The organism is Paenibacillus sp. J22P165 (genome assembly GCF_059692015.1).
The window spans coordinates 608,870-635,807 of record NZ_JCAUAP010000003.1 but is presented as its reverse complement, the minus strand read 5'-3'; the positions used below and the strand labels follow the sequence as shown (position 1 = coordinate 635,807).

At 44.6% G+C, this 26,938-nt stretch carries 17 protein-coding genes; 16 read left to right on the top strand and 1 reads right to left on the bottom strand.

The window, feature by feature from the left end:
- Window positions 1-451: 451 nt before the first annotated feature.
- The 5 genes from AC58QM_RS10345 (at window position 452) to AC58QM_RS10325 (ending at window position 8,568) form a co-directional block, all read left to right on the top strand.
- Window positions 452-1,474 carry a LacI family DNA-binding transcriptional regulator gene (locus AC58QM_RS10345; protein WP_497283599.1) on the top strand — a complete coding sequence of 341 codons (1,023 nt, stop codon included), beginning with the start codon at window positions 452-454 and terminating at the stop codon, window positions 1,472-1,474.
- 79 nt (window positions 1,475-1,553) lie between these two features.
- On the top strand, window positions 1,554-4,694 hold the full coding sequence (locus tag AC58QM_RS10340; protein WP_497283597.1) for an alpha-mannosidase: 3,141 nt from the start codon (window positions 1,554-1,556) through the stop codon (window positions 4,692-4,694).
- 202 nt (window positions 4,695-4,896) lie between these two features.
- Entirely contained in the window at window positions 4,897-6,315 is a 1,419-nt protein-coding gene (locus AC58QM_RS10335; protein ID WP_497283596.1) for a spore germination protein, read from the top strand.
- Window positions 6,316-6,334: 19 nt separating this feature from the next.
- The gene (locus AC58QM_RS10330) at window positions 6,335-7,432 is read left to right on the top strand and encodes a GerAB/ArcD/ProY family transporter (protein WP_497283594.1); all 1,098 of its coding nucleotides are present in this window, start codon (window positions 6,335-6,337) and stop codon (window positions 7,430-7,432) included.
- Window positions 7,429-8,568, top strand: a complete 1,140-nt coding sequence (locus tag AC58QM_RS10325; protein ID WP_497283593.1) for a Ger(x)C family spore germination C-terminal domain-containing protein — start codon at window positions 7,429-7,431, stop codon at window positions 8,566-8,568. The genes AC58QM_RS10330 and AC58QM_RS10325 overlap by 4 nt, the downstream gene beginning before the upstream one ends.
- Before the next feature lie 360 nt (window positions 8,569-8,928).
- Here the strand turns inward: AC58QM_RS10325 and AC58QM_RS10320 are convergent, their stop codons facing one another.
- The gene (locus AC58QM_RS10320; RefSeq protein ID WP_497283591.1) at window positions 8,929-10,152 is read right to left on the bottom strand and encodes an amidohydrolase; all 1,224 of its coding nucleotides are present in this window, start codon (window positions 10,150-10,152) and stop codon (window positions 8,929-8,931) included.
- Between the two features lie 309 nt (window positions 10,153-10,461).
- Between AC58QM_RS10320 and AC58QM_RS10315 the strand changes: the two genes are divergently transcribed.
- From AC58QM_RS10315 to AC58QM_RS10265, 11 genes are all read left to right on the top strand, one after another.
- Complete coding sequence (locus tag AC58QM_RS10315) at window positions 10,462-11,439, top strand: ABC transporter permease (RefSeq protein ID WP_497283590.1); 978 nt, start codon at window positions 10,462-10,464, stop codon at window positions 11,437-11,439.
- Complete coding sequence (locus AC58QM_RS10310; protein WP_497283589.1) at window positions 11,439-12,308, top strand: carbohydrate ABC transporter permease; 870 nt, start codon at window positions 11,439-11,441, stop codon at window positions 12,306-12,308. The genes AC58QM_RS10315 and AC58QM_RS10310 overlap by 1 nt, the downstream gene beginning before the upstream one ends.
- 63 nt (window positions 12,309-12,371) lie before the next feature.
- The gene (locus tag AC58QM_RS10305; RefSeq protein WP_497283587.1) at window positions 12,372-13,979 is read left to right on the top strand and encodes a type 2 periplasmic-binding domain-containing protein; all 1,608 of its coding nucleotides are present in this window, start codon (window positions 12,372-12,374) and stop codon (window positions 13,977-13,979) included.
- A gap of 83 nt (window positions 13,980-14,062) precedes the next feature.
- Window positions 14,063-15,838 (top strand): sensor histidine kinase, encoded by a 1,776-nt coding sequence (locus AC58QM_RS10300; RefSeq protein WP_497283585.1) that lies wholly within the window; start codon window positions 14,063-14,065, stop codon window positions 15,836-15,838.
- Window positions 15,835-17,271 carry a response regulator transcription factor gene (locus tag AC58QM_RS10295; protein WP_497283583.1) on the top strand — a complete coding sequence of 479 codons (1,437 nt, stop codon included), beginning with the start codon at window positions 15,835-15,837 and terminating at the stop codon, window positions 17,269-17,271. Before AC58QM_RS10300 ends, AC58QM_RS10295 begins: the two co-directional genes overlap by 4 nt.
- A gap of 25 nt (window positions 17,272-17,296) precedes the next feature.
- Window positions 17,297-19,603 (top strand): glycoside hydrolase family 95 protein, encoded by a 2,307-nt coding sequence (locus AC58QM_RS10290; RefSeq protein WP_497283581.1) that lies wholly within the window; start codon window positions 17,297-17,299, stop codon window positions 19,601-19,603.
- Window positions 19,604-20,023: 420 nt separating this feature from the next.
- Window positions 20,024-21,364: an ABC transporter substrate-binding protein gene (locus AC58QM_RS10285; protein ID WP_497283579.1), complete on the top strand. Its 1,341-nt coding sequence runs from the start codon at window positions 20,024-20,026 to the stop codon at window positions 21,362-21,364.
- A gap of 69 nt (window positions 21,365-21,433) precedes the next feature.
- Window positions 21,434-22,387, top strand: coding sequence for a carbohydrate ABC transporter permease (locus AC58QM_RS10280; protein ID WP_497283578.1), 954 nt, complete (start codon window positions 21,434-21,436; stop codon window positions 22,385-22,387).
- Window positions 22,384-23,265, top strand: coding sequence for a carbohydrate ABC transporter permease (locus AC58QM_RS10275; protein WP_497283576.1), 882 nt, complete (start codon window positions 22,384-22,386; stop codon window positions 23,263-23,265). Before AC58QM_RS10280 ends, AC58QM_RS10275 begins: the two co-directional genes overlap by 4 nt.
- An 11-nt stretch (window positions 23,266-23,276) precedes the next feature.
- Window positions 23,277-26,000, top strand: a complete 2,724-nt coding sequence (locus tag AC58QM_RS10270; RefSeq protein WP_497283574.1) for an alpha-mannosidase — start codon at window positions 23,277-23,279, stop codon at window positions 25,998-26,000.
- The gene (locus AC58QM_RS10265; RefSeq protein WP_497283573.1) at window positions 25,997-26,914 is read left to right on the top strand and encodes a class II fructose-bisphosphate aldolase; all 918 of its coding nucleotides are present in this window, start codon (window positions 25,997-25,999) and stop codon (window positions 26,912-26,914) included. Before AC58QM_RS10270 ends, AC58QM_RS10265 begins: the two co-directional genes overlap by 4 nt.
- The last annotated feature ends 24 nt before the right edge of the window (window positions 26,915-26,938 follow it).

Sequence of the window (26,938 nt, the reverse complement as noted above, 5' to 3'; positions counted from 1 at the left end):
TTCGGGCGAACTGATTATGATTTCGAAATACTTCAAAAATTTATTGAAGCAACTCAAACGGAGAAGGGAATCAAAACCAATACAAAACGCTTTATGAATGGCAAGGAAATAATGGGTTGTTTAAACTAACGCAGGACCGTTTGTTCAATACACAGTAACGGGAGGTTGCCGGTACGGATCGGCAGCCTATGTAACTCCGGTGGTAACTAAAGTATTTTAGAATAAGGTTTTCTAAGATGTAGAGGGACTTTTACAGAGTACGAGATAGTGTTATTTGATGTTGACGAAACCATATTAAGTGAAGTAGATAGAATAGGCCTATAGCAAACCCTTGATATGCTGCAAAGCTCACCAACAAATTACATGTTCATGAAGCTTTTCAGCTTTATAAAATAGCTTTTCAAAGTTTGATAACACGTGATAATATAGGGTTTGCAGGAGAGTGATTTTGGTGAAAAGAGTTACAAGTATCGATGTCGCGCAGAAAGCAGGCGTGTCTAGAGGAGTCGTATCCGCTGTATTGAATCATACCGCTGGTATTCGTGTCAGTGAGGAGAAGCGCGCTCTCGTTTTGCAAGCAATTGAAGAATTGGGCTACCGCGTCGATGTGCAGGCAAGGGGGATGCGTCTCGGGCGCAGTCAGTGTTTCGCGGCTTTTGGCAATATGGATAATCCGCTGTTTCTCCAAATGCTGCAAGGTTTTCAGAAAATGTGCACAAGCTCTGGCTATCATGTCCTGCTCTATGGGAGTAATGGCAATGAATCAACCCGGTATGAACTGTTGGAAATGTTTCGTGAACGACGAATTGACGGTATTGTCTCGAAAGATCCTACACAATATGCAGATGCAGCCTGGGCGCAAGCCATTCAGGACAATCAAGTACCCTATGTGAGTGTAGATGGATATCCAGAGAACGAGTCTGTCTGTTCCGTGCTCACGGATTATAAGGAGAGTATTCAAGTAGCGCTGAATATCATTTGGCAGAGAACCCAAACACCACCCGTATATGTAGAAGTGCACCACGGTGCTTCAGACAGTTTGAACTGGGGAGATTTACAGCGTAGGGCTGGATATGTGGAATGGATGGAAGCAAAGGGGCTTACTCCACAAATCATAAATATGCCAAGACATAACAATGAATCTCAACGTGACGCATGGGTACTTGTATTGGAAAAGGTAGAGAGACCTGTTTCACTCGTAACAAACTGGTCATATGGTGCTAGACAAGTTTACGATGCCTGTTATCATCTGAATTTACGAATTGGTACAGATGTTCATATCATGGCTGCTGATAATACCGAACAAGTCAATGCCTATATGATACCTCCGCTAAGCGCCGTCGAAGTACCCTATTGGGAGATGGGGAATCTAGCGGCAGAGCGACTACTTCAATATGTGGAAGGTAACCGCAAGCTGCAGGATACGACGACAATCATGGTGCCATGTCAGTTAGTCTTGCGAAGCAGCATCTAATAGGTAAGCAGTGAAGAGGATTACGGCGCCTCTTACGCTTTGATAACACGTTATATCACTTAAAAACGGAGGTTTCTACATGCTATGGACGTATGAGAAAATCGCTAAGCGAGTAGACGAGCTTAAAGGATATAGGTATCGAGATGCTATTGTACTGGATGAATTTAATTTTCGTTTGGATCAAGAGGGCGACATTGGAGCGTATCCTTCAGAGGAAGGGGACTGGGAGAAGATAAAGCTTGGCGCTACGTGGCAAGGGTATGACCAGTATGCCTGGCTAACGTCCAACGTCACGATTCCACAAATATGGACCGGGAAGAAGGTCGTGGGCCGCTTTGATTTTGGGCAGACGGGAGGTGGGAATAACAGTGGCTTTGAATCGCTGCTATTCGTGGATGGCCAGCCATATCAAGGCGTTGATAGTAATCATCAAGAGGTGTTCTTGGAAGAGGGATGGATCGGAAACAGCGTCCAATTGAGCTTTCGGTTATGGTCCGGACTAAGGGGCTATGATCCCAATCCGGCGCCTATCCAGCATCAGCTGCAACTCGCCGAACTCTGCTGGCTAGATGAAGCAGCGGATGACTTGTATTTTACGGGGAAGGCAATTATTGAAACGGTCAAAATACTGTCGGAGCATCAGCATGAGAAGCATATCCTATTGTCGCTTGTGGATAAAGCTTTCCTACAAATGGATTGGTCAAGACCAGGATCGGATCTTTTCTACGATTCCATTCGAATAGCTAGAAACTTGCTCGTCGAGGGTCTTGAACAGCACCCCAAAACGAGTGAAATCATCGTTCAATGTATCGGTCATACGCATATCGATGTGGCTTGGCTGTGGCGGCTTAGCCATACAAGGGAGAAAACAGCGCGATCCTTCTCTACGGTGCTGAGACTGATGGAGCAATTTCCTGACTATATCTTTTTGCAAACACAACCGCAACTTTACGAGTACATCAAGCAGGATTATCCTGAGATTTACGATAAAATAAAAACGCGCATTGGAGAGGGTAGATGGGAAGCGGGCGGTGCGATGTGGCTCGAGGCTGACTGCAACTTATCTTCCGGTGAATCACTCGTGCGCCAAATCTTGTATGGTACGCATTTTCTGCAAAAAGAGTTTGGCGTAGCCTGCAGCTATCTGTGGTTGCCGGATGTGTTTGGATATAGTTGGGCACTGCCACAGATTTTAAAGAAGAGCGGCATTACCATGTTTATGACGACCAAAATTAGCTGGAATCAATATAATCGCATGCCGCATGATACGTTTCGTTGGCGCGGGATTGATGGTTCGGAGGTACTGACACATTGTATAACAACACCTGAATTAGGGGCTACGGAAGGGTCGTTCTATTATACGTATAATGGCGGGATTACCCCCTACTCCGTTAAGGGCATCTGGGAAGCGTATCAGGATAAGAGCTTGAATCGTAAGCTACTGCTGTCTTATGGATACGGAGATGGTGGCGGTGGCGTCAATCGGGAGATGCTGGAGATGAGGCGCCGATTAGCTAAAATGCCAGGGTTGCCGCAGGTGACAACGGGCAGAGCGGATTCCTTTTTCCAGGAGCTAGAGAGGGAAGTAGCTTCATCTGACAACTATGTGCATACATGGGATGGCGAACTGTATTTGGAGCTTCATCGCGGTACGTACACGAGTCAGGCTTATAATAAACGGATGAATCGCAAGCTCGAACTGCTGTATCGGGAGACGGAATGGCTGGATGTATTCGCTAGGCTAGAAGCAGGGGAACGAGGGGGGAATGCACCGGAAACCAAGCTGCAAGAAGGCTGGAAAATCATACTGCGTAATCAGTTCCATGACATTATCCCAGGCTCTTCCATCCGTGAAGTTTATGAAGACAGTCGAGTTGAGTATAGGCAGGCTGAACAGTTTGCTTCGGAAGTGTGGACAGCGGCAGCGGAATTGATAACAGCATCTCCAGTGAAAGAGGGATACACGGTTATCAATAGCTCATCCTGGCAGCGAACAGATCTGATTGAGGTTCCAGATTGTGTCGATGGGGAGGACATCCAGTGGGGGACGGCTGCTGGAGCACTTTGTAGAAGGCAAAAGACGAGCAAAGGCTGGCTTGTTGAGGTACCGGATCTACCTGCAATGGGTTATCGAACGCTTACACCGATTCAACAGCAGTCAAGCGAGGAACTGGATGAATCGAGTTTTCATTACCAGGGGAATAACTTAGTAACACCGCATTATCAACTTAGCTGGGACGAGAGCGGTAGGTTGACTCGTTTGTTTGACATTCAAGCTCAGCGTGAAGTGCTTGCAGCAGGTGAACTGGGCAATGTTCTGCAGGTCTTCGAAGATAAACCGAAGGGGCGTCACGAGGCGTGGGATATCGATATTTTCTATACCGAGAAGCAGAGGAATGTCGAGGTATGCACGAATATAAGTGTTATCGAATTAGGCCCTTTGCGTGCTACGGTGGCATTCTCTTGGGTATATGGGGATTCAACCATCGTTCAACACATGAAGCTCTACGCACATAGTCGACGCATTGATTTTGAAACGAGAATTGACTGGCATGAACAGCGTCAATTGTTAAAGGTTGCTTTTCCAGTGGCAATCCGATCGACCGAAGCGACCTATGATATCCAATTCGGCAATGTTAGACGTCCGACTCATTGGAATACGAGCTGGGACTATGCCCGTTTCGAGACAGTGGGACATCAATGGGCCGACTTGTCGGAGCGCGATTATGGCGTAAGCCTCTTGAATGATTGCAAGTACGGTTACGACATCAAGGATCATGTTATGCGGCTTACGCTCATTAAGTCGGCTATGGTGCCTGATCCCACTGCCGACCAAGGTGAGCATGTGTTCACCTATGCTTTATTGCCGCATAGCGGCGATTGGTTCGAGGGTAGGACGGTTCAAGAAGCATGGTCACTAAATAACCCAATTTCTATCATCCAAGGCGTATCAGCTTTTGAGGCTTTGCGGTCGCTTCTCACCCTATCAGCAGCTCATGTTATGATCGACGCCGTGAAGTGGTCAGAGGATGGAACAGGGATTATTGTACGTGTACATGAGTTTGCTGGAGCACGCGGCCCACTCACGATGGAGACGGGATTTAGCGTAACAACGTGGCAGGAAACGGATCTGATGGAACGTCCAATAGGCGATGAGATGACAGGCAGGATAAGCTGTGAAATCTTGCCTTATGAAATCAAAACATGGCTCATTAAATAAGTCGGATATGGATGTCTTCTTAGGCGTTTACTCAAATTGAGTGAGCGCTTTTTTAGTTGCCAAATTTAATTCTCAGTAATTATGACACCACACAGCGGGTTTATTTTATATATGTATTGACTTCACCAAAAATTGGAATATAAAAAGCTACATAAGGGGAAAATAACCGAAACTTTCCATTCAGAGAAGAGAGGGAACTCAAATGAAAGTCGATCCATCTCTAAACGTCAACGAAACATCGCTGCGAAAGTTGCTTTTCGACAGCGCTGACTTTAAATCGAGCACCTTTCAATCCGGTAGCCGTAGTTATCGGCTCTTATATTTAGATACCATGATTGAACTTGCTGTGGTACAAGAGCACATCATTCGACCCTTGCTTCAGCAAACGGAAGAACTCAATCTTCGTGAAACTGTGTCCGTATTGGAATTTTTGGAGACGGAGCTGCTGAGCGATGCAGTGAAAGCACTTGTGGAAGGTAAAACGGTGCTTCAAATCGACGGAGAAGTGAAGCTTTATTTACTTGGAACGGAAGTGAAGAAAGAACGTGCTGTTAACCTGCCTGTGAATGAACGAGTACTGCGCGGATCTAATGAAGCGTTGATTGAAAATGTGAATACAAACATTAATTTACTGCGCAAAATGATCGTCACACCTGACCTTGTTGTCAAATACTATCATCTTGGCAGACGATCGAATACGAAAGTCGCCTTACTGTACCTGCAAGAGCTTGCTAACGAAGAAGTTATCCAAGAGTTTGAGCGTAGAATTGGCCTTATCGACATCGATTATGTGGAAGCACCAGGCTTTATTCAAGAACTTATTGAGGATCGGAAATTTTCTTTATTTCCACAAATGATGATTACAGAAAGACCAGATCGCGTTAGATCCTACTTAATGAACGGAAAAATAGGAATCCTAACCGATGGTTCGCCGGATTGCATTATAATTCCCATCTCCTTCTGGGCATTCTTACAATCCCCTGATGATTATCAAATTGGTTGGTTACTTGGCAGTGCCTTCAGGTTTCTTCGCATAGTAAGCTTTATTACTGCAATGAGCTTGCCTGGAGCGTATGTTGCGTTAGTCACATTTGATCCGCGTATGCTTCCTTTTGAAATTTCATTAACTCTTCAAAGCACTATGCAATACGTTGCCATGCCCCCAGTGCTCGAAGCGATGTTCATGTTGGTTACGCTCGAAATATTAAGGGAAGCGACTGTAAGGTTAGCAAGTCCAATTGGGCAAACCATAGGTGTTGTTGGCGGTATCGTCATAGGAACTGTTGTTGTTCAGTCAAATCTAGTTTCCACCATGATGGTCATCGTCGTTGCTTTTACGGCTGTCGCGTCCTTTAGTATTCCGTCTTATGAAATGAGCAGTGCCGCACGTTTATTATCATTTCCTTTCATTATAATGGCCGCAGCCTTTGGCTTAATTGGCTTGGAATTGTCATACCTGATTGTGCTGACGCATTTAGCGCGTTTAAATACAATGGGACTCCCTTATTTTTACAGTGGACTTAATAAAAGTACAATGATGGATACCTTTTTCCGAGGGCCTATTAGGAGTCTAAGGGAACGTACGAAAGAGAGCTTGTCCAAAGATAAAACGAGAATCTGAATGCAAAGGGGGGAAGTGGATGATTCACCTTAAGAAGCTTTCTTTAACACAGCTTTTTAATCTCATTATTTTAACGCAAGTTGGTGTATCCGTCTTAACAATCCCCTTTGCAGAGTCCTCACACGCAGGTTATGACTCATGGATATCTGTATGCATTGGAGGGGTGATTTCGCAAGCAATTATCACGATTATCTATTGCCTTAGTGCAAGGTACGCAGATCGGGCGTTGCCTCAATATATGACTAACATTGTTGGAAAAGTTATGGGATCTATTCTGAATTTGGTCATCGGATTATATTGTGCCGAGTCTAGTCTAATGGTCATTGTTTCTTATTCCGATGTGTTAGGTAGGTGGGTATTGATTAGAACGCCCTGGTTAGTACTAGTTGGCATCTCAATTGGAATTGCTGCCTACATCGCTTCTTCTTCACTTCGATCAATTGCTGTAATTACACAGAATATTATGATTATGTTTTTTCTTGCCATGCTCATCATATTTATCAGTGGGATAGGGAAAGGGGATATACGTCATTTATTTCCAATCGGCAGTCATGGGATGGGAGCTATTCTGAAAGATGCTATTCCAGCCTTTTGGGCTTATGCAGGTTATGAACTCCTTCTGTATGTCTTTCCAACATTAAGTTACCGAAAAAAGAAAGATGTCTTTCTTGTAATGACTGCCGCTAATGGGTGTACCACCCTCTTTTATATGTTAATCGCTTTAATTGTAACGTTTAATTTCAGTGAAAATCAGCTTAAAGTAATCCCTGAACCGATGGTCTTTATACTCCGCCAATTCAAATGGCCTGTCGTGCAAAGTTTAGATATCGTTTTCATGACAATTTGGCTCTCGGTCACGACTGTCACAGCGTATGTGTATTTGTTTTTGGCAGCTCGATACGTTTCTTTTTCTTTTGGAAAAGAGAGGGGGAACCATACGATCATCGTCTGGTTATTAGCACTCTTTTGTTTCATATTAGGTGTATTTGGATCAGACCGTAAAGTGATTTTCCAACTTTCCAGCTATCATAGTTTTGCAACAATTGTCGTTATTGCCGTAATACCGTTTCTCCTTCTGTTAATTTCGATAATGCGGGGGAAGGTGGGGGCAAGATGAAAAGGGTTGTAGGAAGTATTATGATCTTGTTCCTTCTCACCGGATGCTGGGACAGATTGCCGCTGCGTAATCTTAAAATAGTTGATTTAGTTGGGGTCGATTATGATGAGAAGAGTAGCAAAGTACTGCTGAACTTTGTTGTTACCAAATTAAGTAAAGCCGGGCATGGGAGCGGTGAGTCTGTTTCGGAGTCAACAGAGATTTCAGATTCAAGTGTAATCAAAGCGGTTGGACAGGGGTTATATCGAGACCAGGGTCCGTTTATTGGAATTAATACAAGATTGTTTTTAATGAGTGAAAAATTCGCAGCCCATCAACCAGTGCGAGAGCTTGCTTTTTTGCTCGGTACGCCATTTACGACAATTAATTCGCCGGTAGTCATTCTGGACGATCAAGATTCACCATTTTTCAAACAGTTTAATGGCAGCACAATCACAGATAAAACGAAAGTGTTGAATGATTTTGTGAAATCCTTAGAACCATATGGTATTGTCCCTAACATTACAATGATGGATTTTCTTTTATCTAAGGAAGAGCCATTAAATGATTTCGCTTTACCTGTCATCAAACATGTTAATTCTCGAATGGAATTTAATGGAGCTTTATTATTTCGTCAGAGCGAAAGCACAGGTATTAAACTTAATAATGAACAAGTTCAGAGCATCATGTTTCTGGTAGGGAACGGGAATGTTATGCAGAAATTAAAGGGATTTTCATCCAAATTCAATTATGGGCGGGTTACCAAAACAGGACATTTGGATGACAAGGATTACGCTTTTTTTATCAAGAAAATAAACAGCAAAATTATCGCAAGTCAACAGTTGAGTGAACTTCCGGATATTACGATTAGGGTAAGTATGAACATAAATGCAACCGAACTTGGAGAAGAGATTAAGGGTCTTAAGACTGAATACGTCAATGAAATGGAAAAAGCACTTAGTCATCATTTAAACGAATTGGCAAGTAAGTCGATAAAAAAAATACAAGAAGCGAATTCGGACGTGCTTGGCATCGGAAAGGAGTTAAAAGCATTTCATCCAGATCTATGGAAAACGTTGGAGTGGAGAAAGGATTATCCTCAATTGTTGATTAAGCCAGATTTTGAAGTTAGGATTTTAAATACAGAGATTGAATGATAAGTTGAAAAAATAGGCCTGTGATTCTTAGTTCCATAGGGAGCTGAAAGTCAGAGGCCTTTGTTTAATTCTAATGATTGCTGTGTTTTTTCATTGCTGTTATAGTGGTCTACGTAGTTGCTCATAAAAGGTGACTATCGGCATTATCCCCTTCGCTCAGACAGGTTGACCCTCAACATGGATATGGATAATATTTCCATATAGTTTCTTCGGTTACTTCAAGCATACCATCAGGTGCTTAACTAGTTAGCGTGTCGTTTTGAAACACGTAACCCCAAATAGGGGTTATCGTGTAGTTGAAAAACTAATATGATATATTAACTTTTTTTTGTGATTTGAATTGTCATCATTAAGATAGCTTCACAGAGAACCGCTAACGAGTGCTCCCTTGTACCAAACGGCTTGACGTTTCGATCTTCGCGCTACGGCTTCTGCTGAGCAGCTGGCAGACAAGAGTACAAAGCTTGCGGTATCACCGACCTTTGGCCATACTTGTTCCCCTTTGTGGTCGAGCGGCGTGATCCCGCCAGTAATGAATCCAAGGGACTGAGATAGCGAATACTCATCGTTATACCCATAAAGTTCAGCGAACCGTCCAGCTCTCTCTAACTGATCGCCACTTCCAAAGGGAGACCAGTGATCTGTCAGGCTGTCTGTTGCTAATTTCACTTGAACACCCTTGCTATGCAGCATCGGGAGAGGCATTGTTGATTTCCCGATTGGCACTGTCGAGGCAATGGACATGCCCAGAGATGACATCCTTGCAGCTACTTCTTCGGATTCCTGCTTAGTAGCACTAGCAAACCAAAATGCATGGCTAACGGTCACTCTGCCTTGTAAGCCAGCTTCTTCTGTCAAATCAGCCAGCCGCAGCAAAGTTTGCTTCCCGGCTTCATTGCCATCATGCAAGTGCAGATCGATGCCGGCATTGTTCATAACCGCTAATTCTACCATGGTCTGCAGTGATTTTTCAATGTTGCCATCTACCGTATAGGGATCTACGCCGCCGACAAGAGTTGCTCCTTCTGCCAAGGATTGCTTTACGAGCCCAACAGAATCTGATCGAAGCAGTCCGTGCTGTGGGAAAGCAACGATTTCAGAGGATATTTTACCAGAGAATGTCTCCAAAGCCAGCATGGTTGCTTCCAAACGGTGTAGTCCACTGATGGGTTCAATGTTACAATGGCTGCGGACATGGGTGGCACCAAACCCTTGAATAAGCGCTAGAATGCTCTCGGCTTGTTGTCTTGCCATAGGGAGCAGTCTAGGCAATAATCGTTGTTCTTCTTCAATCCGCTCGAAAATGCTGGAGACTTTGTTGACAGCTTTCCATGGCCCGTCATAATACGTTTTATCTAAATGGATATGCGCCTCTTCGAAAGAGGGCAGCAGCAGGAATTCCTTACAATCGTACCTCGGAAGGTTCCCTTGAGGCTCTAAATCCGAGCTGATCACTTCAGCTATGGCTTCACCGTTGATCCTAACATGACATATTTTCGTGTGCGTACCAACTACTTGACCGTCTTCTTTGACATAGCCCTGCTCTAATCTCACATTGGTTAACCAATAAGAAGCATTTAACACAATATCCCGTCCTTTTCTCAGAATTAACGACAATTCATTTTACAATAAAGTTGAGAAACAACAAAACTATGTTCGCGATACGCAAGAGTTACATCGTAAAACGCCAGCTGCGCAATCCGCGTTAACGGTACAGGTAACTAAGTAAAATTGGTTCTGACGAAGAACGATTACTGACTTCACTCAGTAGTCGTTTTTTCTTATGTTAAACCTTAATACTTTCCATAGCGATGCTTAGTTGACTCCATACAAGTGACAACGCTTCCATACTACAATAGATGTAACAACATCACAGATGAAGGAGGAGCGCAATTGGCATCATCAACAGAAACATTTAGGCAGACGCATTCGGTTGATCTAAAGAAAACCAACAGTAAGAGCAAGAGCAAATACGGTAAAGTCATTTGGGAAGCTAGATATTTATTCATTTTACTGCTGCCCATGCTCATCTATTATGTTGTATTCCATTATGTGCCGATGTACGGCTTGCTGCTGGCATTCAAGGAATTGAATTTTAAAGAAGGGATAATGGGTAGTCCTTGGGTGGGATGGAAGCATTTCGAAACCATGTTTGGGTTACCGGATTTCACCAGAGCATTCAAGAATACGTTAATCATTGCCTTCGGGAGACTGGTATTCGAGTTTCCGGTTCCTATCGTATTAGCCATTATCATCAATGAAGTTCGGCATAAGGCGATGAAGAAATTTTATCAAACGGTATACACCTTCCCACATTTTCTTTCTTGGGTCATCATCTCGGGAATTATGCTGAATTTCCTTGGCAATGATGGGATTTTCAATCAACTGCTGCAGGGTCTCGGATTTGAGAAAATAAGTTTATTACTCGATGCTGATAAATTCAAAGGGTTGTTGTACAGTACAAACATTTGGAAAGAGATGGGATGGGGGACCATTATTTATTTGGCAGCGATTGCCGGTATTAACCCCGAATTGTACGAAGCAGCCTCGATGGATGGAGCGAATCGTTTTCAAAAAATTGTTGCCATCACGTTGCCAGCGATGAGAGGCACGATCCTCGTACTACTCATATTAGCACTCGGGAATATCATGGGTGGCGCTGGCTTCGATCAAATTTTCAATATGGAAAATCCGGCTGTGCGAGATACGTCAGAAATATTGGATACGTACATTTACCGAGCTGCCTTTACGCAAGGAGCAGGATTTGGATTAACGACGGCAGCTGGCTTGTTTAAATCAGTCATCAATTGTCTCATGCTGTTGGCTGCCCATTATATCGTCAAATCCAGAGGGCATGGAGGACTTTTCTGATGAAACCCAAATTCACACCTGTCGATACAGGCATTCACGTCATCCTTATGCTCGCTGCCGTTGTGATGGTGCTTCCTTTCTACACGGTTGTCCTTCAATCCTTTGCAACGCCTGCCGCAATAGCGAAACAGCCGATTTACCTCGTGCCGACAGTGATTGACTTTGCAGCTTACAAAACGATATTTGAAGGCAAGGAAGTTTGGAGCTCGCTTGGCAATTCGTTTTTCGTAACGTTAGTTGGAACTGCCATTAACATGCTCCTTACGACATGCGGAGCTTATGCACTTACGAAAAAGCATTTGCCTGGACGCGCATTCTTTGTAGGTCTAATCATCTTCCAATTCCTATTTCACGGAGGACTCGTTCCAACCTACTTAACCGTGAAAAACATTCATTTGCTGAACAGCATCTGGTCCATGATTTTGCCGGTTGCCGTCAATACCTTTTATTTAATCATCATGATGAATTACTTCCGAAGTGTGCCTGAAGCGCTGGAAGAATCGGCTAAGATTGACGGAGCTAACGATATTCAAATTTTGTTCCGTATCATATTGCCGATTTCCATGCCGATGATCGCTGCAATTACTTTGTTTTATGCGGTAGACCGTTGGAATGAATGGTGGAATGCGATGTTGTACATCCAAGATGCAGGGAAGTATCCGATGCAATTGTATTTGCGTGAATTGTTATCGGATTTAAGTAAATTAATGTCGGCTGATGCAGCTGCAGATTTCATTAATAAAGATGTGTTTACCAATGGTGTCAAAATGGCACTCGTCGTTGTCACCGCACTTCCCGTACTGCTCGTGTATCCGTGGCTGCAGCGCTATTTTACCGCTGGTGTTACGTTAGGGTCCGTCAAAGAATAATTGATTTTAAGAGCTTGTGCTTAAAATAAATCTAAGTATGATTACATTGTGGGGGGATTATCAATGAAATACGTAACAAATTGGAAGAAGCACACAGCCGTTGCTGCAGCTTTAACACTAACGATTGCATCGCTTGCAGCTTGCGGATCAAAGGAAGAGTCTGCTTCAGCTCCAGCTAACAGCGCAGCGCCGGCGGCTGCGAGCACTGCACCAGCTAAACCGACAGAAGTAACAGTCGCCCTGTGGGATATCGGAAAGGCCCTCGCTCAACCGGACACGGATGATTTGCTGCAATACATTCAAAAAGAGACCAACATGATCTTTAAGCCGCTGAACGTGACTGCCAACGATTACAAGGAAAAATTCCAACTATGGGCCGCTTCTGGTGAACTGCCGGACATGTTCATGACGGATTCCCGACTGACGCCGACGGTGGAGCAGTGGGTTACACAAGGTCTAATTCGTCCTCTTCCGGATCTTAGCAAGTATCCGAACTTAAATAAAATCGCGCAAATGCCCGATTCTCAAGCCTTAAAAATTAACGGGAAGTTTTACTTCCTTCCACGTATCTCCAAGCTGTCTACGGATGAGTGGGCATTGGAGCGCGGTTTTGTCGTGCGTAAGGATTGGCTAGAAAAGCTGAATATGAAAGAGCCGAAAACTTTTGATGAGTATAACGAGATGTTTAAGGCTTTTGCAACGAAGGATCTGGATGGCAACGGGAAGAACGACACCATAGGGATGACGCATAACTTCCTCGATGTCCTCAATACGACGCTAAGACTTGGCTCTTCTGTACCTAATCTAGGTGGCTGGATGCAGGAAGACGGCAAGTGGATCCCTTCTTTTACATCGAAAGGGATGGCAGATTTCCTAACGAAATTTAAAAAGATTTACGCAGACGGCGGTTTGGACAAAGACTTTGCGCTGTTGAAAGCAGGAGATGGAACGTCCAAATTCGCACAAGGGAACGTTGGTGCTCTGAACATTCAAATTAATGATGGCTCACTGAAAAAAATTAAGGACGAGTGGGACAAATTTAATCCGAATAAATCATTCGAAGATGCGATCACTATTCTACCTATTTGGCAGTCGCCAGATGGCAATACGTATCGCCAAGGCGGTTCCATCGCTTACTCTGATCTCTACTTCAATGCAAAGCTAGATGACAAGAAGTTGGATGCGATCTTGAAGTTCTTGGATTTTAACCTATCGGATAAAGGAAAAGATGCATACTCGTACGGGGTAGAAGGCAAGGATTATAAAAAAGATGGTGGCAAAATTGTAGCCCTCCGTCAAAAACCAGCCTATCCAAGTAGTGGTTTCTTCTCCTTCGTGGAGGGGATTGGCCACAGCATGAATACCTCTCGTGATGCGAAGTACAATGCCATTCCGAAAAAACTGGTTGATATGGCGTATGACAAGTACGATTGGCTTCTTAAGAACACGAAAGAGCAGCCAATTAATTATAATGTAGAGTTCATTAGTTCACCTGCCAAAAATCAGCTGCAAGCGCTAAATACGAAAATGTACGACAATGTCGTCAAAGCCGTTCTTTCCAAAGAGGATCCAATGATCACATGGGATAAATTCCTCAAAGAAAATCAAGCGCAAATTGATTCAGCAGTCAAGGAAGTTAATGACATTGTAGTCAAACAAGGCATTAAGTAATTAAAATAAACGTAGAAAGTCTGGAAATCAGACCTTCTACGTTTTATTATCATGAGTAGAACTTCATGGAAGGGGGAGCAGTGATGCTGGGATTTTTGAAAAATCGAGCGATAAAGGTACAGCTGCTTGTTGTATTCACGATAACGTTCTTCCTGATGTCAGTCGTTCAGTATGTGAATTACTGGAAAACGACGGACGTTATCTATCAGAAAAACAGCGAATACGCGACGGAGCTGATGAACAACGTAGAAACGACCTTATATGCCAATGTCGAATCGGTGAATCGCATTATGACAGCGCTATCCTTTAATGATACGGTACAAAATTTTTTCGTTGAGACGGATCCCGTCAAAGACTTTGAGCTGCATCAGGAATTAACTGGTTTTTTGGATAAAATGAAAGAACTGAAGCAGGGAATCGCAGAGTTTATTTTAGTTGGTGATAAAGGAAGATCGTTCAATGTAGGCTTCTCAGAAAGACTTGCGGATGTTGGGGCGATTATGCAGGACATTTCAATTCATAAAGAGCAGAAAGCCAAGTTCAAGATCCTTGGTTTAAGGTCTGTCTATTTAAACGATAAACGGGATAATTATGTCGTAGCTAGCACACCAGTTCGGTCGATTAAACAAGGAAGCTCTTACGGACAGGATGTCGGCTATTTGCTGATGCTGATGGACGTGAAAGCGATCAGTCCACAAATCGAAGATTTCTCACAAAAAACATCGGGTAACTTTTATGTCCTAGATGCCGCAGGATCTGTGGTTACGAGTAATGATAAGTCAAGTTTAGGGACGACTTGGAAGAAGGATGCTGGGGATGATACGATTACGAGAGAAAAGCATATCCCCAATATCGGTTTTACGATGGTCAGCGCTACCCCCAAGAATGAGCTCTACAAAGGGCTGCAGCAGGCCAGGCTGACGACGATTTGGTTATTTTTAGCCATGATTCTCATTGTGTATGTTTTGTATAAAGTCATTGCGAACAACTTTGTACAGCCGATACGCGCTTTTGGCGAGTTCATTAATCATATTCGAGGTAAAAATGTCCATCTCCTCACGGAACGTGTGCAGCTTGACGGCTATGCGGAAATAGGGAGTATGGCGGGGAAGTTTAACCAGCTGCTCGATGAAATTCGGGATTTGACGCAAAAGCTGCTCCACTCCCACTCGCAGGTCTATGAGCTGGAACTGCTGAAAAAGCAAGCCGAAATCGGCTTTCTGAACAGTCAAATTAATCCGCATTTTTTGTATAACACATTAGAATGCATTCAGGGCATTGCGGTTGTCAGAGGCGCACCGGAAATAGGCAGGATGACCTCTAATTTAAGCCATATTTTTCGATATAGCATTAAAGCCGCCGATGACGTTACGCTACAGGAAGAGATGCAGATTGTTAAGCACTATGTATCGATACAAAAAATCCGTTTTGATGAACGATTTGACGTGCAGTATGATTTTACGGATGAAATGCTCGCCTTTAACGTAAAGAAAATGATTCTGCAACCAATTGTTGAAAATGCGATTTTCCATGGGATTGAGCTGAAAATGGAGAAAGGTCATCTCTTGATTCGAGGTGAGCTTGATGAGAAGAGAAACCTGCGTATTACTGTACAAGATGATGGAATTGGAATGAGCAATGAACAGCTTCAGGAGTTGCAAAAGCGTTTGGATGTTGAACTTTCGAGCGAATCTCAGTTATCGAAGGACGGGAATCAATATCGCGTGGGGCTTTCCAATGTGAATCAACGAATCAAACTTGCGTATGGCAGTCCATACGGCATCACCGTGAAAAGCATGGAAGGCGTAGGGACGGAAATCGTGCTGCAGTTGCCTGGCAGAAAGGATGAGGACAGATGATTCGTGCATTTCTAGTGGATGATGAGAAGTGGATTCTGGAGAGCATTAAAGCCAAAGTGGATTGGCAGCGGCATGGCTTAACCTTGATAGGGGAAGCTTATAATGGCATTGCTGCGGTTGAACAGATTCGTCTTTTACAACCCGACATCGTGATCACGGATATCCGGATGCCAGGCATGAGCGGGATTGATCTCATGGAAACCGTGAAGCGAGACGGTCTTAATACCGAATTTATCGTCATTAGTGGATATTCGGAATTCGAATATGCGCAAAAAGCGATCAATTTAGGGGCGGAAGGGTATATTCTGAAGTCGATTGAAGCGGAAGAGATGAATCAAATCCTGAGCAAGGTCGTGCAGAAATGTAACTCAGCTAGACGGAATGAAATCTCTTATTTATCCACGCTGATTCAAATCCAGTCGCCGAAGGATGATGTGGAAATCGTAAGGCTCCTTGGTAAAATGGGGCTACAATGGGAAGAAACTGGCGTTGCGGTGCTCGTGTTTCGGGGGATGGATGAGCTGCAGCTTTCACAAGAGGTGCGCCATGTGCAATTGCAAATCGGTAAAAACATGCATGCTGTTTTACTTTGCCAAAGCGATCTTGAGCACATGGACCGATTAGTAAAACAAACGGAGTTTACTGGCAGGGGCGGAATTGGGCAAGGGTTGCCGGCTGCTAAGCCCGGACAATTGCATGCAGCCATTCAAACTGCGGCTGAAGCGTCTTGTCAGTTTTTCATGGATGGCAAACATAGCCAGATTCATACATATGAAGCTGCTGGTATGCTAACAAATGAAGTTACATCTAGACTTTATACAGCTATTCGCAGCAACTATAGGGAACAGCTTTCGAGTCTATTTGATGAGCTTGATTTGCAAGCGTATAATGGGCAGCTGACGATTCGAGATGCCCTTCATATTTATTACGCGATGCTATCCATTACACACGAGAGTTCATTGGAAGAAGATTACTTGCAGACGTATGAGCAGCTCTTCGTAAGGTTTGAGAGCTTTTCGAACATGTTGAACGAACTTAAATCCTTTATCCCTGAAACTTCGCGGATGAAAGATTCAATATCTGAAGAAAAGATTTCTAACGTTACGTTTAAAAAAATCATGAATTTTGTGGAAGAACATTTCCATGAGAATGTTTCCATACAGAGCATTGCGGAACAATTCGAGCTTCATCCTAATTATGTGAGTCAACTATTTCAGCGAGAACTGAAGATGACCTTCACCAATTACTTGCTTAATATCCGCAGTGAGCACGCATGTTCTTTATTGAGGGGGACGAATAGATCCATCAATGAAATTGCGGAGCAGGTGGGGTACAATGATTATTTTTATTTTGCTAAAATCTTTAAGAAACGCTTTGGCTTGACGCCGACTCAATATCGCATGTCAAATGAGAGGCTAATCATCGCAGATTAATTATTCGTTTCCTAATGGAGGTAACATGATGCAGCGTACAGACACAACGTTATGGTATAAGCAGCCTGCTAAAGCTTGGGTTCAAGCTTTGCCTGTAGGCAATGGAAGACTTGGAGGCATGGTGTTTGGGCTTGCTGCCGATGAACGCATTCAGTTGAATGAAGACTCCGTTTGGTATGGAGGTCCCAAATCTGATCGTAACAATCCAGCTGCTAATGAACATCTGGAGGAAATTCGAAGCTTGTTGTTTGCGGGTAAGCCGCAAGAGGCCGAGCGATTAGCGAGATTAACGATGACATCGGTTCCTCAGCATTTCGGTACCTATCAGACGCTGGGCGATTTATCTATACATATCGAAGGACTCGAAGGTGAGATTCGTGAATACAAGCGAGAGCTTGATTTAGAAACGGGCATCGCTTCGGTCGTTTATGTTTGTGGCGATACGACATACCGCAGAGAGGTGTTTGCCAGTGTTCCGGATCAAGCGTTGATCATAAGGCTAACTGCGTCACAAAAGGGATGTCTATCACTGAGTGCAGGACTGAACCGGCGCCCATTTGAAGGCAACCTTGAACTTACGTCAGATGACGAGCTTATGATGAGCGGCAGACTGGGGGCTGATGGTGTCGCGTATGCTACGGTGTTAAAAGCAGTAGCTGAAGGAGGCAGCGTGCAAACGATCGGCGCCTATGTCACAGTGAAGAACGCCGATGCGATTACGTTGATCGTCACAGCACAGTCGAGCTTTCGTTGTGACAACCCGGATTTGGTAAGCAGAGCGCAGGCTGAGGCTGTGGGAGAGAAATCATTTTCCGAGCTCCGAGAAAGTCATGTGAATGATCATCGCTTGCTATTTAGCCGGACGCGTCTTGAGCTTGGCGGTTCACAGGAAGCTGAGCTGATTGGGCTCCCAACGGATGAGCGGTTAAAGCGCATGCAGAAGGGGGAGACGGATCTCGGGTTGGAGGCGCTATTTTTCCAATACGGGCGTTACTTATTAATGGCGAGTTCAAGACCTGGCAGCCTGCCTGCGAATTTGCAAGGAATATGGAATGAAAGTCATACGCCGCCTTGGGAATCTGACTTTCATCTCAATATCAATCTGCAGATGAACTATTGGCCAGCAGAGGTTTGCAACCTAGCGGAGTGCCATGAGCCGTTGTTCGACTTTATGGAACGACTGCAAGCGAACGGCCGTCAGACTGCCAGAAGAGTTTACGGAGCAGGTGGCTTTGTTGCTCATCACGCTACCGATTTGTGGGCAGATACAGCGATTCAAGGCACGTACATTCCGGCTGTTATGTGGCCAATGGGTGGTGCGTGGCTTGTTCTGCATGCTTGGGAGCACTACTGTTATAGCAAGGATGAAGTGTTCCTTCGAGAACGAGCGTATCCGCTAATGAAAGAAGCTGTGGAGTTTTTCTTTGATTTCCTGATTGAGGATCAACAAGGACAACTGGTTACTGCGCCTTCCCTTTCTCCGGAAAACACCTACGAACTTCCGAACGGGAACAGAGGCAGACTTTGTATTGGCCCGTCAATGGATTCTCAAATTTTGTACGAACTGCTTATGGCTTGTTTAGCTGCTGGGGAACGTTTAGGGCTGGCGGATGATTTTCAAAGGAAGGCAACTGCAACGTTAATGAAACTTCCTAAACCACAGATTGGACGAGAAGGGCAATTGCTGGAATGGACTGTCGAGTATGGGGAACCAGAACCTGGACATCGCCATATCTCTCACTTGTTTGCCCTTCACCCAGGCCAGCAGATTACACCAGACGGCACACCGCTGCTTGCGGCAGCTGCTCGTCGAACACTTGAAATGCGATTAAGCCATGGTGGCGGACATACGGGTTGGAGCCGGGCATGGATTATTAACTTTTGGGCGCGTCTGGAGGATGGCGAGGCTGCCTACGAGAATCTAGTCGCGCTGCTTGGACATGCTGTGCATCCTAATCTGTTTGGTGACCATCCTCCATTTCAAATCGATGCCAACTTTGGAGGGACAGCGGCAATCGCCGAGATGCTTTTGCAGTCTCATAATGGGGAGCTCCGTCTGCTGCCAGCCTTGCCAAAGGCATGGTCGAGCGGCCGTGTATTGGGATTACGTGCGCGTGGCGGATTCGAGGTGGACATCATTTGGAAGGATGGCTTGCTTTTGAAGGCTAAGATTCGCTCCTCGGTCGGTGGGGCATGTACGGTTCGGTACAAAGCTGCTTTCATTGTTAACGAAGTAGGAAATAGCACGCCAAGAACTGAAGTCAAAGACGGTTCGAGTTCTCAATTGCTCGTGACTGAAGCGGGTAAGCAGTATGAAGTGAATTTGATCTAAGCCTATAAGGAACACGAACCCAATTCGGGCTAACGTGTTCCTTTTTTTTAATCCTTCTGTCTGTTCACCTAATACCCGATTCACATGGGACTTGTTCAGCTGATGATCAAACGAATTATCCGGGAACGACTTTGGTCGATGAAGGTGATGATCTTCTATGCAGAACAGGGTTAGGGAATGGAGGTTATTATTAATATGCAAATTATCACGGAAAAATGTGTGATTATGACTGATTTTATATAGGACACCACATAAACACATTTGTAAGCGGTTAAAAATGAATTGACAATGTGGAATCTTTGAGTATTATATAGATATAGGCTTCAAGAAACCACATTGGAAACGCTTCAAGATGTGGGATTGTTAATCCGCAATGTGGCATTGGCTGTCTAACCATTTTATTAGGGGGAATGTAACCGTATGAAGAGAGCAAATAAATCCATGTTGGTCGTACTTAGCACGGCGCTTACTACAGGCTTAGTGTTGACGGCTTGCAGCACGAGCAATACGGCAAGTCCGAGTGCTTCCGCTGGTACAGCAGCAAGTCCAGCAGTAGAGAAACCGAAGGGTAAAGTAACACTGGATTTTTGGACGCATTGGGGTTCTACTACACGTCGTCCTATTATCGAGAAAATCATTAGTGACTTTAATGCTTCTCAGGATCGCATCACGGTGAAACATACTTTCTTACCTTACGGAGATGGTTGGACAAAAGAACTAGCCGCCATTGCAGCGGGTAATCCACCTGATGTTATCATCCACGATATTAGCCAAGTTGCTCAACGTGCAAGTAAAAAGCAAGTGATGAATCTTACGCCTTACCTGGCAAAAGATAATATCAAGGATCGCTTCTTCCCGCACTTATTAAGTGCTATGCAATATAAAGATGAAGTGTACGCGCTTCCATTTGTTACAGATACTCGCGTATTGTTCTATAACAAAGCACTCTTTAAAGAAGCGGGTCTTGATCCGGAGAAACCGCCAAAAACATGGGCGGAATTGGAAGAGTACTCCAAGAAAATTGATAAAATTAATAATGGTAAAATTGAGCGCTTAGGCTTCCATCCTCGTATTGCAGGCGGGCAAGATATGTTCCTGAACAACGCTGACGGCGGAAGACCTTGGCTGGATGACAAAGGCATTTATATCAATTCTCCTAACCGAATTGCTGCTTTGGAATGGTTTAACAGCTGGGATACCCGCCTAGGTAAAAAAGAAGTCGATGCCTTTAAAGCTAGTTTCGGCAGTAAAACGAATGATCCCCTTATTGCTGGTAAGTTAGCGATGAAGATCGATGCGGGAACGTTCTGGACGCAAATTCGTGACTTTGCACCGAAGAAAGAAGATTTTGGTGTCGCAGCAATGCCTGAATTCAAACCAGGCAGCGGTAACTGGAGTAATGGCGGAGGCTTTACGATTGAAATTCCGTTTGGCGCTAAGCATCCAGATGAAAGCTGGGAGTTCTTGAAATACATGACGGATATTGATGCACAGAAATATTGGGCACAATTCAACTTCGATAATGTATCCAATATTAAAGCGTCCAATGATCCAGAGTTGATCAAGGATCCAATTTATAAGTTCACGGTAGATAACTTAAAATCAACAGTTTTGGGAACGGTCCCAGTAACAGCACCCGATTTCCTTAACCTGGTAAATCCACAAATTGATGAAGCGATTTTAGGTAAACAAACACCGAAAGAAGCCTTGGATAAAGCTCAAAAAGCGGTCGAAGATTTAGTTAAATCGAATACAAAATAAGCTTTAGAGAAAAAGGGTGGAGGCGTAGTGTGTGACTACTCCACCCTTTTCATATAAGGAGGGAAACAAGTGAATCCTCAATTGACGAAAGGTACACAACCGAAAAAAACAAGGAAGTGGTCCTTGGATAAAAAAGAAGCACTAGAAGGATACAGTTTCATTGCTCCGTGGTTTATAGGCTTTCTCATTTTCACAGCAGGTCCACTGTTGTTCTCTTTATACGCCAGCTTTACGAACTATGACATCACTTCGCGCATGGATTATATCGGGCTCGATAACTATAAACGTATGTTTACCGAAGATCCGTTGTTCTGGAAGTCACTCCGCAATACGCTTTATTATGTTGCACTTGCCGTCCCTTTAACGACGATGGGCTCTGTCATTCTTGCCGTTTTGTTGAATGTGAAAATTCCCGGTATGCGATGGTTTCGGACGATTTATTATCTGCCAACCGTTTTGTCCGGTGTCGCTGTTTATATGCTTTGGATGATGCTGCTCAATCCAGAATCAGGTCTCATTAATACCGTTCTTGGTTGGATTGGCATCGAGGGACCTGCTTGGTTATCGGATCCTGCTTGGACGAAAAATGCGATTGTTATGATGAAAATGTGGGCTGTCGGCGGTGGGATGCTGCTGTTTCTAGCAGCGTTGCAAGGGGTATCCGATCATCTATATGAAGCGGCAGAGATTGATGGTGCTTCTAAAATCCGCAAGCTATGGCATATAACCGTGCCAATGATTACGCCCGTCATCTTCTTTGATGTTATCACTAGCCTAATTGGCGGCTTTCAAATTTTCCAAGAAGGCTACGTCATGGCCGATGACCCTGGTGCGCCGGGTTCTCCATCGAACTCGCTATTATTTTACAACCTGCATATGTTCCTGAAAGCTTTCAAAATATTCGATATGGGATATGCGATGGCCATGGCCTGGTTCCTCTTCGTAATCGCCATAATTGTTACTGTAATTAATATGGTGCTGTCCAAATATTGGGTTCACTATGAAGGAGGAGATTCGCGATGACGGTTGCTGCAACTGTTACTAAGAAATCGTATCATCAAAGCCGCCGCAATAAGGAAAGAATCTCAAAATGGGTCGTAACTCTGATTCTAATTGTTGGCAGCTTGTCTTTTCTTATGCCGTTTTGGTGGATGATTCAAACTTCGTTGAAATCACTTTCGGAAGTGGTTTCGTATCCGCCAACTTGGTTCCCAAAGAAATTCGTTTGGTCCAACTATATAGAAGCCTGGCAAGCTGGCAATTTTGCAAGATATTCGGCCAATACACTGTTAATCGCTACGGTTGCTGTGTGCGCGCATGTCATTTCAAATTCTTTCATCGCTTATGGGTTTGCTAAAATTCGATTTCCAGGCAAGGGGTTTCTCTTTTCCATTATTCTTGGAACGATGATCATTCCGGGATTCGTAACCCTGATTCCTCAATATATTTTATTTTCCAAATTACACTGGGTAGGCACGTATTTACCGCTCGTCATTCCAGGCTTTTTTGGAAGTGCATTTCATATTTTCCTAATCCGCCAATTTTACTTGGGGATCCCGAATGACCTTGTGGAAGCTGCGAAAATCGACGGCGCAAACCACCTCTACATTTGGCGTTCGATCATGCTTCCTCTGGCTAAGCCTGCACTTGCAACGGTTGCAATCGGGACATTCACTGGGGCGTGGAATGACTTTCTCGGACCGCTTTTATATGTGAATGATGAAGCCAAGTATACGTTACAGATTGGTTTACAAGCTTTCAAGGTTAGTTCCGGCACAAGCCAATGGCATCTATTAATGGCAGGTTCCGTCATGGTGATGATTCCAGTTATCGCAATCTTCTTTATTTTTCAACGATATTTTATTGAAGGTATGAATATTAGTGCGGGTACGAAAGGGTAGGAGGAAATAGCTTGGAGCGTAAATATCGCGTTTTTGTGTACCATCACACGCATTGGGATCGGGAATGGTGGGCGACGATGCAGGATTTCCGCATCCGATTGGTGGAGCTAATCGACGAACTGTTAGATACGTTGGATAACGATCCAGCGTTCCGCTGTTTCTTACTCGACGGGCAAACAATCGTACTGAAAGATTATCTGGAGATTCGACCAGAAAATCAAGCGCGTTTGCTGCGATACATCAACGAAAACCGTATTCAATGCGGTCCATGGTACATTTTGCCGGATGAGTTTCTCGTCAGCGGTGAGGCCCATGTACGCAATCTGATGTTGGGGAATCGGATGGCTGAAAAGCTTGGATTTACAAACCTGGATGTAGGGTACATACCGGATACGTTCGGTCATATCTCGCAAATGCCGCAGATCCTGCAAGGCTTTGGCATTGATAATGCGATGGTTTGGCGAGGGCTGGGAGGACCAGCTTCTGAGTTCAAACAAGAGTTTCTTTGGGAAGCGCCAGATGGCACACAAGTGTTCACCTATTGGTTCCCAGATGGCTATTATATGGTGGATTTTCTCCACTTCGATAATCCGAAGAAGACGTATGAAGAAACGTATGGCAGAGTACGAAAATCAATCGAACGCTTGTCAGCGCGAGCTACCACAGATTGCTTGTTAATGCCATACGGCGGTGATCATAGACTGATCGATGCTCGATTGCCCCGCTTAATGAAGCAGGTTCAAGAGGATTTGCAGGAGATGGCGGAGCTTCACTGGGGAACAACGAAGGAGTTCATGGAGGCTGTCCGTGCACAAAATCCTTCTTTGGAAGTAATCAAAGGGGAGCTCAGGAATTTCGGCGCAGAGCTGCCTCATGTATTACCTGGTGTACTGTCTGCCCGAATGTACCTGAAACAGCATAACTTCAAAGGACAGATAGCCCTGGAGCGTTACGCAGAGCCATTATCAGCATTAGCATGGCTGCATGGGCGCAAGTATGAAGCGGCACTTCTGTGGACGGCTTGGGAGCTTCTTGTTCAGAACCACCCCCATGATAGTATTTGTGGTTGCAGTATTGATGAAGTCCATCGGGAGATGATCCCTCGCTTCGCACAGTCCAAGCAAATAGCTAACATTTTGACGGAGAAGAGCGTTCAGTACATCAACAAACTTATTGATACAAGTGCATTGCCTGAGGATGCTTTCGCGATTGTTATCCATAATTCACTCTGTTGGACGAGGAGTGATACTGCTGCAGTTTGGATCGATCGCAAGCTGACTGTTCACCCTAGAACGCATGTTCTTATGGACTCCGACGGACTTGAGATTCCATTTCAAGTGAAGGATGTCAGCGGAATGAAGCCAATGACGGATAAACATTTCTATACGGAAATCAGTTTCTTGGCGAAAGAACTCCCAGGCCTAGGTTACAAGACGTTTGAGCTACGAAAAAGAGAGACAGTATGCGATCCGAAACAAGTCTATTTCAATACGCTGCTGCCAGCTGCCAAGATCAAGGGCAGTGAAGCCAAATCTGACTTGCACATTAGTAACAACACGATAGAGAACGAGTTTCTGCGTGTGGAGGTTCAAGCACAGAACGGTACACTGCGAATCACGGACAAACGAAGCGGGTCCATCTATGATGGCTTAGGCGCATTTGAAAGTGGTGGAGACGCAGGGGACACGTACAATTATGCGGCCCCATTAATCGACCACGTACGACGTACTACGGATCATTCGCTGAAGGTACATATTTCAGCTGCAGAAACCGGATATGCAAAAGTCACCCTTCAGGTAGACATTCATTGGTCGTTGCCGACGAAGCTTAGCGAAGATCGGTTAAGCAGAATGGCATCATACACGGATTACCACATAACGAATTATGTGACATTAACTTCGGGATCCGAACGAGTGGATGTACGAACAGTTTGGAACAATCAAGCGGAAGACCATCGGTTAAGGGTGTTATTCCCTCTAGGTCAGAAGTTTAAAGTCTCGCATGCGGAAGGCCATTTTGATGTGGTGGAGAGAGAAGCAGCTGTTCTGGATATGGGAAATGGATGGCCGGAAACGTACGTGCCGCAGAAGCCGCAGCAAGGGTTTGTCAGTGTAAAAGGCAGCGATAAAGGACTGACAGTCGCTACTAAAGGGCTGACCGAGTATGAAATGCTGAATGATGAGCAAGGAACACTGGCGATCACGCTTCTGAGGGCTGTAGGCTGGTTATCTCGTGAAGATACCCTAATTAGACACGGCGGGGCTGGACCTGAAACACCTGTACCTGACGCTCAGAGCTTGGGGATGAATGAAGCGGAGTATGCCATATTTGTCCATCAAGGAGATTGGCTAGAAGCCCAAATCAGTACGAAAGTACATGAATATTTAACGGCAAGCTATGGCTCAGTCACAGATAGACATGATGGTGTTTTAGAGCAAACTGGCGGTTGGCTGGAGCTTAAAGGCGACCATACACTTATGCTTAGCGCTTGCAAAAAATCCGAAAAAAACGATGCGCTCATTATGCGCTTCTGGAATACGTCGAAGGAAGCTACCACTGCCAACGTGCAGTTAAAGATCAAGCCTCAGCAGGTTCGTTACGTAAAACTAAATGAACAGCCGATGGATCGAGAAAACCTGATCAATAATGCCGATGGCACGTTCACCCTGCATGCCAAAGGTGCAGAAATTATCACACTTGAAATCTATTTCACGACGAAGGAGAGATTGATATGACAGCAGGAACTAGACCAAAGAACGTTCTAACGCTCAAACAAGCCTTGGAGGTAGCTGAGAAATTTGGCTTCGCTATTGGCTCATTTTCCCCAAGATATACACCAATGATAACGGCCGTGTTACGGGCTGCGGAGAAGATGAAATCACCAGCTATTGTCCAAATCTCTCATAAAGAATTGGTTCGATATGGCATTACTCCGAAGGAATTCGCTGATGAGTTCTATGACAAAGTGGTTGCGGAAAATATTACTGTGCCGTTGGTCTTGCATCTCGACCATACGAAAGAATTGGCGACGATTGCTGAAGCGATTGATGCAGGTTTCACTTCGGTCATGATTGATGCTTCTGAGAAAAATTTGGAAGAAAACATCGCTATTTCAAAGGAAGTTGCAGATTATGCACGCGCCAAAGGCGTATCAGTCGAAGCCGAGCTTGGCATGATCGGCACAACGGATTTTGTAGAAACGGATACAGATGAAGAGTTATACACGGACCCACTGGAAGCACACCGCTTCGTTAATGAAACGGGAATTGATGCATTGGCCGTTTCTTGCGGAACTGCGCATGGCGTGTATATGGTGAGACAACCTAAGATCGACGTTGATCGATTGCAAGCCATTCGTTCACTAACGCCTGTTCATCTCGTCTTGCATGGTGGTTCCGGTGTGCCGGCCGACATGATGGCTGGCGCCATTCGCCTTCCAGGCGGCGGTGTGAGCAAAGTTAATATTGCAACAGATCTTGAACTTGCCTTCTTGGGAGCATTGGGACGCGAGGAAAGGCTAACAAATGCTGAGTGTCAGGCACTAGAGCCTTCGCTTTTAGAAGTAGGAAGAACTGCGGTAGAAAACACAGTCATCGATAAAATGACTCATTTCCTTGGAAGCAAAGGGCAAGATGACCATTTTGTGTAGATAGTCATGGCATAAAGGAGGGAA